Raw genomic sequence first — 12,580 nt, 5'->3', positions numbered from 1 at the left:
GAAGACGCCGCTGCCCCGGGCCAGGGCGTAACCGTCGCCCAGCCCCAGGCAGTCCAGCGCCGCGGCGGTGAGCGTCAACTGCTCCCGCGTGGGCGCCAGGACGCCCACCAGCGACAGCCTGCCGTCGCGGACCTTGTCGTTGGGGTAATCCTCGCGCGCGGGGATGTCGGGGAATTCGCCCCGCAGAATTTCGCCGATAATCCCGGCGGTGAGCAGGGCCCCGGCCAGTTTATCCACTTTCCCCGCCGACTCCGCGGGGCTGATCACCGTCACCGAGCCGCCTTCGCCGCCCTCGCGGGCGCGGTTCATCGTCTGGGGCTTGACGGCGGTGGAGCCCTCGGGGTCGTGGGTGATCAAGTCGGCGTCGGCGGAGAAGATTTTTTCGAAGGCCGGGTTGGCGAAATCGAGAATCGCCTGGCGGGAGCGGTAGTTGTCGGCCAGGGTTTTGGTCTGGCGAATCAGCGGCTCCAGCTCCCCCTCGGCCTTGCGGAAGACGGTGTTGTCGCCGCCGCGGAAGCCGTAGATGGCCTGCTTGCGGTCGCCGACGATGAAGAGCGTCCGGCTCCCGTCGTCGATTTCCTTGCCCCGGGGCACGGCCAGGGCGCGGATTATCTCCCACTGGCGCGGGTCGGTGTCCTGGAATTCGTCAACCAGGAAGTGGCGGTAGCGGCCGCGCAGGACATCCACCAGACCCCCGTCGCCGGCGAGCCCCTCGGCGACGCGGTCCAAGAGGTCGTTGTAGTCGGCGCCCAGCTCCCCGACCTTCAGCTTGCGGTACTCTGCGCCCACCTCGTCGAGCCAGCCAAAAAGGACGCCGGTGAGCCGATAGGCCTCCTTCTCGATTTTCGCCGTGTCGCTGCCGGCGTGTTTGGGGGTTTTTTCCGAATTGCCCCCGACGGCCTTGAAGGTGTTAAATCCGTGGAGGTGCTTGACGTTGATCCCCGGTGGGGATTTCACCCCGCGCAATAAATCGAGATCCCTGCCGATCATCGTATCGAAGTTGACCTCTCCGCCGATGAGTCGGCCCAGGAGGTCCCGGAGACGCAATAAAATCTCGTGGGCGTTCAGGCCCAGAAGCTCCTTCTCGCGCAGTTTCTTCACCAGGTCGGCATCGGAGAGCTGCCCGTCCATCAGGGCCAGGATGTCCTCGGGAAGCTCATCGAGGTACAGGCGCACCGCCTCCTCCCGGCAACGGGCGATGAGCTCCTCCAGCACCTCCCCGGGCCGCTCGTGATTCTCCCGCGCCTCGTCCAGCTCCCAGCCCTTGTCCAAAAGATCGAGGGTCATTCCCTCGATGGCCCGGCGGGTGAGACCGGCGTCGCGCAGTTTTGCCAGGGGCATAGCTCGCTGCGCTCGGTTCGCCAGGGGGCTCGTCAGCGGGTCGCTGGCCCAGGCCGCCCGGCGCAGCGCCAGGCGCTTCAGCTGGTTGACCCGGGTCTGGTCGAGGACGGAAAAGCCGGGGCGGTCGGACATCAGCGTCGGCTCTTCGACCAGGAGGGTCTGGCAGAAGGAGTGGATGGTGCCGATGTGCCCCTCGCCCAGGCGGGTGCGGGCCTCGAAGAGCCGCCGGCGGACCTCCTCGGCGATGGGCTCGTCCTCCAGCGTCCGGGTATGGAAGGCGTGGGAGAGAGCCTCGTCGATGCGTTGGCGGAGCTCGGCGGCGGCCTTGTGCGAGAAGGTCATGGCCACGATGCGGGAGGGTTTCACCCCCTCGGCGAGCAGGCGCAGGGAGCGGGCCACCAGTACGCGGGGCTTGCCCGAGCCGGCCCCGGCGGAGACGACGGCCGAGCGGCGGATGTCCGCGGTCTCGTTCTGCTCCGGGCTAAGGGCGTAGGACTTAGCCATCGGCCCCACCCCCTTCCCCGGGGAGGCGGCACAGCTTGCGGGCCTGGAAATCCTCGCCGCAGGCGGGGCGGAAGTCGCAGTACTTGCAGGTCTCGTCCTTGATTTCCGGAGGGGGGTGGAAGCGGCCGTTGACGATGCCGTCCCACAGCTCCTGAACGGCGACCTCCACGAATTCCAGCATTTTCTGGGTGAACTCGTCGGACACGACCCACGCCCGATTGGGTTTGCCCACCGCCACCTTTTCCTGTACCGCCCCTTCGAGAGGCCTATTTTGGGTCGGGTCGTCGGGGGGTAAGTTACGGTAGTTTTCGTGGAGCCGGATTTCCGCGGCGCGCAGGCCCATCGCGCCGTCCCTATCGTAGAGCCGACGCGCGGCGAGGGCGTAGAGCGGCAGTTGAAGATTGCGGAGATTGTCCGGCGGGTCATTTATCCCGGTTTTACCGGAGCCGGTCTTGTAGTCGTAAATCGCCAACCGGCCGAAATTCTCGTCCCGGTCCAGGCGGTCCACCCGTCCGGTCAGCCGCAGGTCGCCCAGCTCCAGTGGATTCCCATTGTCGCCGCCGAAGCTGAACTCGATTTCCGTGGGCAGGGTCCGGATGAGCTCGCGCTGGATGACCAGGGCTCCCTTGAGGATGCCGTAGGGCGCTTTCGCGTCGGGGTCGTCGAGGCCGCGGATCAGCTCCTCGCGCTGGGCGTCCAGGGCGGCGCTGGCGTTGACCAGGCCGGTCCGCATCTGCTCCAGCGGCGGCGGACTGGCGTTGGGCTCGATGATACCCTGCCCGACGAAAGCCCGAGCGGCGCACTCCAGCATCCGGCCGCAGGCCTTTTCCCAGTTGCCCTCTCCGAGCGGGCCGTCCGACCAGGGCTCCAGGGGGCGCCTTCCCTCTTTTCGCGAGCCCGCGAAGAAAAGCTCCAGGGCCCGGTGGGTGACGATGCCGACGACGTCGGCCTCGGCCTCGTCGCGGACCTCGGGGAATCTTTCCAGCCCCAAAAGATGGGCGAAGTAGTAGCGGCGCGGGCAGGTGAGGTATTGCTCCAGCTTGGTCACCGCCAGCTCGCCCCGCCGGTCGGCGCCGGGGACCGGGTCGAGCAGCTTCCGGTTCACCTTTCCGTCGTAGGCGGTGGGGTCGGGAGAGGCCACCTCGCGGATCACGAGGGCGGCGTATTTTATCGCCCCGCGCACCGAGCCGTCGCGCAGCCCGTGGTTCGGGTCGGCGACGGCCAGCTCGGCCGACGAGGTGGGCCTTTCACGGACGTCGTGACCAGGGGGCTCGCTCCGGCCGCACAGGTCCCGCAGGTCGTTGAGCGGCGGGGCCGGCTGCGCCTCGTTTTCAACGGTGGCCGCCGGATACGACAGCCAGAGCCTCTCGGCCCGGCGTAGCAGGCGGGCCAGGAGACAGACCGATTCGTCGTGGGGGTCGGCCTGCCGTTTGAGCGAATCCCGGTGGAGCAGGCCGCGCTCCGGCCTCGCCGGGAAATCCTCGTTGGACAGCCCCAGGACGAAGACCTCGCCGGGCGACCAGCCATGGGTCCGACCCAACTCCCGTACGGTTACCGCGTCGTCCGGACCCGGAATGCGCACGGAACGGGCGGCCAGCTCCCCTTCCACCAGGCGCCGCAGCGCATCCAGGCCGGTGAGGGGCCGCTTTAGCTTACGATCCGAGAAGCGGGCCACCCCGACCACCGCGTCCAGCGCTTTGCCCAGCTCCAGACCGGCCCGGCTGACCGCCTCGGCGCGCCGACGCTCGATGACCGCCCAGGCGGGATCGCCCGTCGAATCCCGAAGCTGATCGAGCAGACGGCGTTGGAGGTTCTGGGTGAAATCGCGCCGCTCCAGCTCCTCCCGGATTTTCCCGACCAGCGCCTCGACCTCCAGCTTGGAATCGCGAAGCTCCTCCAGGCGTTTGAGTTCGCGGATCACGGCGGCGAGCTGGTAGATTCGCAGCCGCGTCTCTTTCACCGCGGCTTCGTCGGCCAGGAACTCACCCTCCTCCCGCCCCCGCAGCGCGTTCAGGCGCAGGCGGTTGAGCACCGGTCGCAGCCAGGCCTGTGTCAGGCGCTCATTTAAATCCAGCCTGTCCTCCCATCCACGGGGGAGACCGGTGACGTTGGCCTTGCGGGCCAGGAAATCGAAGGCGGCGGGGTCGAGGTCGCGGTTCTCAGGGGGGTTATTGCTCCAGAAGCGGGCGGGGTCGCCCTGGGGCGTCGGCGGCAGAAACTGCTGCTGCGGCGCCAGAGTTTTATAAACCTCGTCCGGCTCGGGCAGCTTGGGTGGTGTGAGCGCGGGATGGCCCCAGTAGGCGAAAAGCTCCTCCCTCCCCGGCCGCTGGAGGACTTTCAACAGGGCCAGGAGCACCTGGGCGGGGGCGCTGGCGAACAACGGTTCGCCGCCCGGCAGGCTGAAGGGGATGCCGCGCTCGGCCAACTCCGCGGCCAGGAGCGCCACGTAGGGCTCCAATTTGGGAACGACGATGGAGAACCGCCCCAGGGGCTCACCCTCCGCCGCCCGGTGCTTTATTTCCCGCGCTACGGCGACGACCTCGCCCCGGCGGTCCGGGGCCGACCAGATCCGGATGTACTCCGGTTTCTCCGCCGGCCGGTCCCCGCCGTCGAAGAGCCACTCGACCAGGCCCTCGCGCTCCGGGCGCGTTTCGGCAATCTCGCTTCTCACCGCCCGGAGGCGCTCCAGCCCGACCCTGGTTTTCGCGAAGTGGCGGGTCGAGGGGCGGTTCTCGTCGGCCGTGGCGAATTCGGGCTCGACGATCACCCGCAGTTCCAGGCGGCGGTCCAGGGCGGTGACGAGCTCCAGCTCGGCCGGGTGGAGGTGGGCGGGAAGAAAAAGCACCGCCCGGGGTGGCGGTTTCAGCTCCCCGGCGTCAAGCAGGCGGGCCAGTCGGCGCTGGCGCTCGAAGGGCTCCTCGACGCGGAGCTTGCGGCACGCTTCCCCTCGCAGCTCGATGAGACGGGCGAGGTCGCGCAGCTTGACCGTATTCGCCGGGATTTCCCCCTCCTGGCCGAGTAGGCGCAGGGCCTGGGCCACGGGACCGGCGACGCCCTCCAGGGCGGTCTCCCCCTGGGTGCTGAACCGCCGGAAGTAGGGCAACTCGCCGGCGTGGTCCGCTAAAAGCTTGGAAGCCAGGGCCACCGGCTCCCCACGGGTCAGTAATCGGGGCTCATCGGTGGGTTGCCGCGAGAGGAGCTCGGCGGCCTCGTCCAGGGTCAACACCCGGACGCCGGGATCGAAACCGCCGTTGACCGAAATCTCTTCTTTCAAACGACGCTGTACGGCTCCGGAACCGGCCAGGAGCCAGCAGTCGCCCGTGCAGAATTCCCGATCGATGAGCATCGGATGACTCCTTTTTACCTTCGATGGCCATAATACCACAGGCGTTTGACAGCGCGGGTCACGGGCGTTCCTTAAAATTACGGGGAGCGGCGGGCACGGTCCGATCCGTCACGCCGCGGGTCGGCGGCGTCCCGACCCGAAGGGGCGAACAATCGTTCGGTCCGGGGTGGTTCGACTTGAAGAATGCACCGGATTCGGTCATACTTTGGTAATCTCTTCTTATCGAGATTCGACTTATTACAAGGGAAACGCGCGACGGCGGTCCTTTTAATCATTTTAGGCGCCGCCCGGGCCGCGTTAGCGGGCGACGGGACGCCGTCGGATTAAGATACATGACATGATAGAGCACGAAGTAGATCTGCCGATTCCGCCCGACGAGGTCCTCGACTGGTTCCTCGCCCCGGAGAAGCTCGCCCGCTGGCTGTGCGAGCGGGCCGACGTAGAGCCCCGGGTCGGCGGCCGGTACGAACTATTCTGGGATTCGGCGCGACCGGAGGTGAACAGCACCCTGGGCTGCAAAGTGCTGGAATACGAGCCTGGAAAGCTTAAAGTCTCCTGGGCCGGCAACGAGGAGCAGTTCGAGTTCATGGAGCCCGGCTCGACCACAGTGGCGGTGAGCGTGGAACCGACCGGTTCCGGTTGCCGCCTGCGGCTGGAGCACTACGGGTTCGGGGATTGCGACCGCTGGCTCAAGGCCGAACGCTGGTTCGACGTCGTCTGGAAGAACGCTATAGCGCGATTGAAGGAAACCGTTTAGCCGCCCCGGTCGGATCCCGACCGGAGAGGCCTGGAGGATGACCATGCGAGTTCTCTCGATTCTGCTGCTGCTGACGCCCCTGGCCGTTTCGGCCGACTTGGCGCCCATCGAGACGTCGGATGTCCCGCCACCGGCCCGGGCGCAGGTAGATGACGGCACCATGTACGTCTTCACCTCCTACTACGCCGACATGGCGGTGGATGGGGAATTGCTGGTGGTGACCGGCACATCGGTGGCCAACACCGACAACCCCAACGTGGCCCAGGCGCGGGCCATGGCCCAGAAGGCGGCCAAGTTCGCCGCCCAGTCCGTGCTGATCGAGTTCTTCAAGGCCCTCGACTTCGCCCAGAAGGACGCCGAGACCAACGCCGGGTACGCCGCCTGCCGCCCTACGTCAACGCCTACATATCGGTCGTAGGGGCGGGTGTCCACACCCGCCCGTTATTTAAGCCCCCGCCTTACGCCGAAATGTAGGACGGGGATTTTAACCGAGCGCAGCGAGCTACGCCCCGGGCGAATCCCCGCCGTTTCCGCTTCTTGCGATGACGTAGGGGCGACCCTCTGCGGTCGGCCCGTGTTTTTCAAAGGCAGCCCTCACCCCCATCCCGTCGGCGCGCCGCTCCCACAGGGAAAGGGGGCCGCTACCGGCTGACGACCAGCCGCTGCGTCAGCGATCCGGCATTCGTTTCCAGGCGGTAGAGGTAAACACCGCTGGGCACATCGGCGCAGGACCAGGCAACCTCGTGGCGGCCCGCGGTCAGCTCCGAGTCAACCAGCGTCGCCACGCGCCGACCCGAGAGGTCGTACACCGTTAGGACGACGCGGCCGTCAACGGGCAGGGAGTAGACGAAGTTGACGACGTCCCGCGAGGGGCTCGGATAGGCGGCGTAGAGGACGAGAGTAAACGTTTCCTCGGGAACCGCGATAGCCTCCGTGGGGCCGAAGCGGGAGACCGACCCGTCGGCCTCGACAACCTCCAGCCAGTAGGCGTAACTCTCGCCGGGCTCCACGCCACGGTCGAGGTATCTCGATGAATCGCCGGGCAGAACGCCGGAAATGATCTCCGGCTCGCCCTCACCCCGCAGGACGCGCACCCCGGCCGGTTCCTCGCCCGAGAGGCGCCAGTTGATAAGCACGCCCTCGTCGGTCGCGCCCGCGCCGAAGTCGGCGAGGTTCACCCCGCCGCCCAGGTCCACGTCGAAGTACCAGTCCAGCTCCTCGGCCCAATACTCCCCACCCTCGTCATCCAGCGATTTCACCCGCCAGTAAACCCGCGCCCCGTCCTCGATGCCGCCCGATAACGTATACTCCGACTCGACAATATCCGTGACTTCGTTATAGGTCTCGAAGTCGGGATCGGTCCCCCACCACAGCGTGTAACTTTCGAGACCTTCAAGATCGTGGTCCTCCCAGTCAAACGTAAAGGGGAATGCATATACTACTTCGCCCTTCTCGGGGCTCAGCAGGTGATAGACGGGGGTTAAAGACAGGTCCACGTCGAAGTACCAGTCTATCTCCTCGGCCCAGTATTCCCCACCCTGGTCATCCAGCGACTTCACGCGCCAGTAGATGCGTTCCCCGTCCTCGATGCCGCTTGGTATCGTATACTCCGATTCGCCTATATCCGTGACCTCGTTGTAGGTTACGAAGTCCGGATCGGTCCCCCACCACAGGGTGTAGCTCGCCAGGTCGGGGTTGTCGTCGTCGGTCCAGTCCAGCGTGGGGGTGAGCGTGGTGACGACCTTCCCCCGGCCGGGGCTCAAGAGATGGAAGAAGATTTCACACCAGGCGTATTTAATGCCGATACCACTTCTACCTGCACCACGGCCGATGTAGCTTATGTGAGGTTGGTCGTGCGAATCAACCCCGATGGAGCTGCGAAAACTGATATTATAGGGGTCGGCGTATTCTGACCGCCACCGCTCCCCGTCCCAGTGGGAGCAACGAGGTGACTCGAAAATTTCAGCCCTTTGATAATCCAAGATATAGGGCAGGTCCGTAGAATCCAGCGCAATCGAAGTGAAACCCATAGACCTGATACCCTCTTCGGCGTCCACCGTGATGATATGCCATCCAGAACCGTCTTTATAGGCGTATTTTGCGAAATTTGCGTATTTATAGGCTATATGAGGCCTATCTTGAGAATCCACGGCGATGGAAGAAAAGGCTCCCGCGTTGCCCTCTGCTGCGTCCACTGTCTCGACAAGCCAACGTGAACCGTCCCAGTGGGCGTACCGGAGGTCATCTACGTCATCTTTTTTCTGATAGGAGATGTGGGGACGGTCGTATGAATCCAGAGCCAGAGAAATGTAAACACAGGTATCGCCTCCGGTGTCAACGTACTCGTATAGCCACTCGTCGCCGTCCCAGCGGGCGTACTTCAAATCGCTGGAATCTCCATCATGTGCGTCTGCATAGGCTATGCAGGGACGGTCAGACGAGTCTAGGGCAAGGGAGCAGTAAACGCCGACGTATCCTTCACTGTCCACCGTCTCAATAATCCACTCGGTTCCCGTCCAGCGGGCGTACTTCAGGTTGCTTTCCGGGTAATCCTGGTAGTACGCAATGCAGGGTCTGTCAAGGCTATCCAGCTCAAGAGATACATAGAACATAAACGGTCCCTCTTCGTCTACGGTTTCTATGCTCCAAGTGCCTCCTTCTCTGTTGGCGAGTAGTAATCTATCCTCGTTAAAATCGTTAAAATAGGCTACGTAAGGTATATCGGCGCTGTCTAACCTAATTGAGGTATCGCTATAGTTATCCGGCAGACTGAGGTCCACATCTTCAATATGCCACTCACCGGCCGAGGAGACAGACGCCAAGACAAGTAGGATTACCGTTGAGCAAAGCGCTTTCATGACTCCACCACCCATCTTATTCTTCCTTGACATAGCTAATTTAGTCCGAAAATAACCGAGTGTCAAGGCGTCGGGATAATAAAAAAGGCTACTTCTGAAAAACGCAGGGCCCGGCCTGCTTTCGATATCTACTCGTACCGCAGGGCGTCTATGGGGTCCAGGCGGGAGGCTTTGATGGCGGGGCGGTCGGATTGGGGCGATGGATGAGCAGAGAAGAGGACGGTGTCGGGCTCGGTTGAACCAACGAAAAAAGGCGGGCTCCGAGAACCCGCCAACCGTAGCTCGCCGACCGCTTCGAGGTGCGTCATCCGTCGTTGCGTATATACGGACCGGCGGCTACCTTCACCTTGTATTGGACACCAGGGACACGGCGCTTGCTTTCCACCATTGGATGCGGTCGTCGGTCAGGGCGGCGGCGACGATGTCTTCCATCCCGTCGCCGTCCAGGTCGGCGGCGTTCACCGCGTAGGCCCCGCCGAACTCCGTATCCACGGTGTGCGAGTACCAGCTCGTCCCGCGGCCGTCCACGTTTTCCCACCACCGCACGGTGTCGCCCGTGGCCGAGGCCCCGATGATGTCTGCGTCCCCGTCGGCGTCGAGGTCGGCGGCATGGACGGCGCAGACGGCCAGATTTTTCTCGACGGCGCGCCGGATCCAGCTCGTCCCGGAGCCGTCGGCGTTTTCCCACCAGGACAGCCGGTCGTCGCCCGCCCCGGCGCCCACTATATCCATATCGCCGTCGGAGTCCAGGTCGGCGGCGAAGGCGCAGAGCGCCTCACCCAGGGTATCGTCCAATTTATGGCCCGTCCACTCCGAACCCCCGTTGATGTTCTCCCACCATACGATTCCGCAAGCGGTGGAGGACGCGGTGAGGATGTCCGGGTCACCGTCGGAGTCCAGGTCGGCCGTCTGAATCGAGCCGATCCCCTCGCAGTAGTAGGTCACCTTGTGCTCCGCCCAGTCCGAGGCGCGGCCGTCCAGGTTTTCCCACCAGACAATCTCGTCTATCAGGTGGCCGACGCCGAGTACGTCGAGGTCGCCGTCGGAATCCAGGTCGGCGGCGCAAACGGCGGTGGCGCCCTTCAGATCGTTGTCCAGGATGTGACGGGTCCACCGCGTGCCGGAGCCGTCGTTTATCCAATACGCGATCGTGCTGGAGTCCCAGGAGGCGCCGAGGATGTCGGGGTCGCCGTCGGAGTCCAGGTCGGCGGTGTTTATCGCCATCGCGCCGGGGAAGTCGTCCTCCACCACGTGGGAGAGCCACCGGGCGCCCGTTCCGGCGGCGTTCTCCCACCAGAAGAGGTCTCCCGCGTACCGGGCGGCGCCGAGGATGTCCAGGTCGCCGTCCGCGTCCATGTCGGCGGCCGCGATGGACCGCGCCCCGTCGAAATTCTCCGTGATGGAGCACCCCGAATCCGGGAAGCCCCGGTCGGCCAGGACGGACGCGATTAAGGCGATGATGATCGGCGCGCCGCTGGAAACCCTCATGTCCCTCTCCGGGGCCTGCTATGGCGTCTATTAGTTAAAAGCAAATACCGTTCCGGGTCTATGGTCATCGGCCCGCGGGGAGGCTCGACATCGTATCCTCTTGTAATTGCTTAAGTTGCAAAATTGACTCTCCGCCGTCAGCCGGGTGCGCGCCCGCTCGCGGGGCGGAAACCCTAGCGTTCTGACGCAGCAAAATGGTCGCCCGCGGCCAGAGCGATCCGGCTCTATCGCCCTCGGTCGGGATAAAAAAAGCGGACCGATGGGTCCGCCGGTTCTTTCATGCATCACGAAAGGGGGGCTCCGCGCAGGGTTGTGTAAGTCTACGGATGCAGCAGGGGGGCGACCAGGGGCCGGATGGCGTCGAGCAGCTCCCGGTCCCGGGGGGTGAAGGGGTCGGTGGTGTGGGAGTCTATGTCTATCTGGCCCACCATGACGCCGGAGTGGAAGACGGGGGTCACTATCTCGGCCTTCGTCGCCGCGCTGCAGGCGAGGTAATTATCCTCCCGGGTCACGTCGCCGACGACGACGGTCCGGCGTTCATCGGCGGCCCGCCCGCAGACGCCCCTGCCGAAGGGAATCCGCGTTTGCTCCGTCGCCGCCCCGGTGTAGGGTCCCAGCACCAGCTCCCGGTCGTTGTCGGGATTGACGAGGTAGAAGCCCACCCAGTCGTAGTGCGGGACCCGCTCGGCCAGGAGGTCGCAGACGCGCTGCAGCTTTTCGGTATCCGCGCCCGGCCCCCGCACGATGCGTTGGACCTCTCCGATGAGCGTGCCAGGGTTCCAGTCCATCCCACCCCTTTTTTTTATTTTCCACCGGAACAGCCCGGCCCATTATACGAGAAAAAATCCGCCCCGGCGGCGATTGTACCAGAGGCGGGTGGTATCACGGCGACGGCGCGCGGGTCGTTTTCCTAATCGTCGCTTTCGGTCGGATTTTCCTCGCCACCGACCAGCGGCTCCTCCTCGCCTGAACCGATGCTAACCAGTTGCCACCAGTTCCCGTCGGAGTCCTTGAAGCCGCCGTAGGGGTTCTCCGCGCCGTAGAAGACGAAGCCGAGGATTATCCCTCTGTGCCGGGCGAAGGGGTAGAAATCGTCGAAGGAGAACCAGACGTTGAGGGCGATTTCCTTAGCCGCGAAGTCGCCCTTCAGCACGTCCCGCACCCGGCAGCGCAGGATGTGGCCCCAGTCGTGGCTGAAGGCGTACTCGGTGTCCACCTTGAGCACCAGGTCGGCCCCCGCCCATTCGTCGGCCGCCCACACGGGCGGGAGCGCGAAGAGAAGCGCCGTCACGGTCAAAAGTGCTCTTTTCGACATGGTCGCGACCTCCCCTCTGTCCGCCTCTTCTTACCCCGAGAACCGTCGGATAGTTCCCCCCGATGTGTCTGCGCTTCTAATAGTCCGAATTATCACATTCCGTCAAGTGGGGATGCCGGGGCGGCGCGGTTTTCGCCCCGTCCGACCGAAGGCGGGGCCGCGCGGGAGCCGCCCGCCTTGCGCTTCAGGAAAAGTGTGTTCGGAGGCATGGGCGGGCGGGGGCTATTTTCTTGAAATATAACAAGGTGGATGCCGGACGAAAAAAAGATTGACTTGACAAAATTAAATATGCTAATGTGAAAATGGAAAGAATGGTTCGCAAGCAAAATAAGTAAAGCCGGACGACGAAAAAACGATGCATTCGAGCCCGATAAACGCGCACCACGGCGAATTCACCTACAATAAACCCGGTCGGGTCAGCTCCAGGCGGCTCGTCATCCGATCCATCCTCGTCGCCTGCCGCCACCAGAAGCTGATCCACGACATGCTCGGCTTCCACTACGACGGCGGTGGAGGCTCTCTTTACGTGAAACCGTGTTGAAAGAAGGGGACACCATTTATTCGGTGTTCCCTTTTTTAAAGTGTTCGGTTGATCCGCCGGTCAACCGAGGAAGCGCCCGGGAGACATCCGTCTAGACTACGCACCCCGTGGGCGCCATAAAAAGAGGGCATCCAGGCCGCCACCTGAATGCACAACCCCCCGTAAGTTCCCTAGTCATCACCAGAAAGAACACTACAAGGAGGCTTGCGTGCGTAAATATAGCACAATTCTCATCGCTCTGACCCTCATTATCGCGGGGGCCCTCACCGGCTGCGGCGGGGAGGGGAACGGTGAGCCGTCGGAGGTAGACATCCTGAGCGTGAACGGCTCCACCACCGTGACCCCCATCATGCAGGCCGTTGCCGAGGTGTACGAGGCGGCCGACCTCGAGGTCTCCGGCACCGGCTCCGGCGACGGCATCACCGCCCTC

11 protein-coding genes are annotated in these 12,580 nt (G+C 64.2%); 4 read left to right on the top strand and 7 right to left on the bottom strand.

What is annotated here, in order from left to right:
• The coding region (locus NTW26_06160) for a UvrD-helicase domain-containing protein (GenBank protein ID MCX7021842.1) at positions 1-1,845 on the bottom strand (1,845 nt) is incomplete at its 3' end.
• Positions 1,838-5,191: a PD-(D/E)XK nuclease family protein gene (locus NTW26_06155; GenBank protein MCX7021841.1), complete on the bottom strand. Its 3,354-nt coding sequence runs from the start codon at positions 5,189-5,191 to the stop codon at positions 1,838-1,840. The genes NTW26_06160 and NTW26_06155, both read right to left, overlap by 8 nt.
• Positions 5,192-5,528: 337 nt before the next feature.
• Here NTW26_06155 and NTW26_06150 point away from each other — a divergent pair, with 337 nt between their 5' ends.
• Both NTW26_06150 and NTW26_06145 read left to right on the top strand, forming a co-directional pair.
• Positions 5,529-5,948, top strand: coding sequence for an SRPBCC domain-containing protein (locus NTW26_06150; GenBank protein MCX7021840.1), 420 nt, complete (start codon positions 5,529-5,531; stop codon positions 5,946-5,948).
• Positions 5,949-5,985: 37 nt separating this feature from the next.
• Complete coding sequence (locus NTW26_06145) at positions 5,986-6,366, top strand: hypothetical protein (GenBank protein ID MCX7021839.1); 381 nt, start codon at positions 5,986-5,988, stop codon at positions 6,364-6,366.
• A gap of 223 nt (positions 6,367-6,589) precedes the next feature.
• On the opposite strand, the gene NTW26_06140 is transcribed toward NTW26_06145, so the two are convergent.
• The 5 genes from NTW26_06140 to NTW26_06120 all read right to left on the bottom strand — a co-directional run bounded on the left by NTW26_06140 (position 6,590) and on the right by NTW26_06120 (position 11,609).
• Positions 6,590-8,560 (bottom strand): T9SS type A sorting domain-containing protein, encoded by a 1,971-nt coding sequence (locus NTW26_06140; protein ID MCX7021838.1) that lies wholly within the window; start codon positions 8,558-8,560, stop codon positions 6,590-6,592.
• A 374-nt stretch (positions 8,561-8,934) separates the two neighbouring features.
• Positions 8,935-9,114: a hypothetical protein gene (locus NTW26_06135; protein ID MCX7021837.1), complete on the bottom strand. Its 180-nt coding sequence runs from the start codon at positions 9,112-9,114 to the stop codon at positions 8,935-8,937.
• A gap of 34 nt (positions 9,115-9,148) precedes the next feature.
• Positions 9,149-10,294 (bottom strand): VCBS repeat-containing protein, encoded by a 1,146-nt coding sequence (locus NTW26_06130; GenBank protein ID MCX7021836.1) that lies wholly within the window; start codon positions 10,292-10,294, stop codon positions 9,149-9,151.
• 320 nt (positions 10,295-10,614) lie between these two features.
• The gene (locus tag NTW26_06125; protein MCX7021835.1) at positions 10,615-11,082 is read right to left on the bottom strand and encodes a GAF domain-containing protein; all 468 of its coding nucleotides are present in this window, start codon (positions 11,080-11,082) and stop codon (positions 10,615-10,617) included.
• A gap of 122 nt (positions 11,083-11,204) precedes the next feature.
• Positions 11,205-11,609, bottom strand: a complete 405-nt coding sequence (locus NTW26_06120; GenBank protein MCX7021834.1) for a hypothetical protein — start codon at positions 11,607-11,609, stop codon at positions 11,205-11,207.
• Between the two features lie 355 nt (positions 11,610-11,964).
• On the opposite strand from NTW26_06120, the gene NTW26_06115 reads away from it, so the two are divergent.
• On the top strand, positions 11,965-12,150 hold the full coding sequence (locus NTW26_06115; protein ID MCX7021833.1) for a hypothetical protein: 186 nt from the start codon (positions 11,965-11,967) through the stop codon (positions 12,148-12,150).
• A 208-nt stretch (positions 12,151-12,358) separates the two neighbouring features.
• Positions 12,359-12,580, top strand: a 222-nt coding sequence (locus NTW26_06110; protein MCX7021832.1) for a phosphate ABC transporter substrate-binding protein, incomplete at its 3' end; no start/stop codon positions are given.

It is taken from the genome of bacterium, from assembly GCA_026398675.1.
Lineage (GTDB): Bacteria > RBG-13-66-14 > RBG-13-66-14 > RBG-13-66-14 > RBG-13-66-14 > RBG-13-66-14.
Note: the sequence above shows the minus strand (reverse complement) of the source record. Positions and strands in the feature narration are given on the sequence as shown.

Coding starts and splice junctions, on each gene's coding strand:
- NTW26_06130 (MCX7021836.1), bottom strand. CDS start 10,294: ATGAGGGTTTCCAGCGGCGCGCCGATCATCATCGCCTTAATCGCGTCC.
- NTW26_06135 (MCX7021837.1), bottom strand. CDS start 9,114: ATGACGCACCTCGAAGCGGTCGGCGAGCTACGGTTGGCGGGTTCTCGG.
- NTW26_06125 (MCX7021835.1), bottom strand. CDS start 11,082: ATGGACTGGAACCCTGGCACGCTCATCGGAGAGGTCCAACGCATCGTG.
- NTW26_06150 (MCX7021840.1), top strand. CDS start 5,529: ATGATAGAGCACGAAGTAGATCTGCCGATTCCGCCCGACGAGGTCCTC.
- NTW26_06120 (MCX7021834.1), bottom strand. CDS start 11,609: ATGTCGAAAAGAGCACTTTTGACCGTGACGGCGCTTCTCTTCGCGCTC.
- NTW26_06115 (MCX7021833.1), top strand. CDS start 11,965: ATGCATTCGAGCCCGATAAACGCGCACCACGGCGAATTCACCTACAAT.
- NTW26_06155 (MCX7021841.1), bottom strand. CDS start 5,191: ATGCTCATCGATCGGGAATTCTGCACGGGCGACTGCTGGCTCCTGGCC.
- NTW26_06145 (MCX7021839.1), top strand. CDS start 5,986: ATGACCATGCGAGTTCTCTCGATTCTGCTGCTGCTGACGCCCCTGGCC.
- NTW26_06140 (MCX7021838.1), bottom strand. CDS start 8,560: ATGTTCTATGTATCTCTTGAGCTGGATAGCCTTGACAGACCCTGCATT.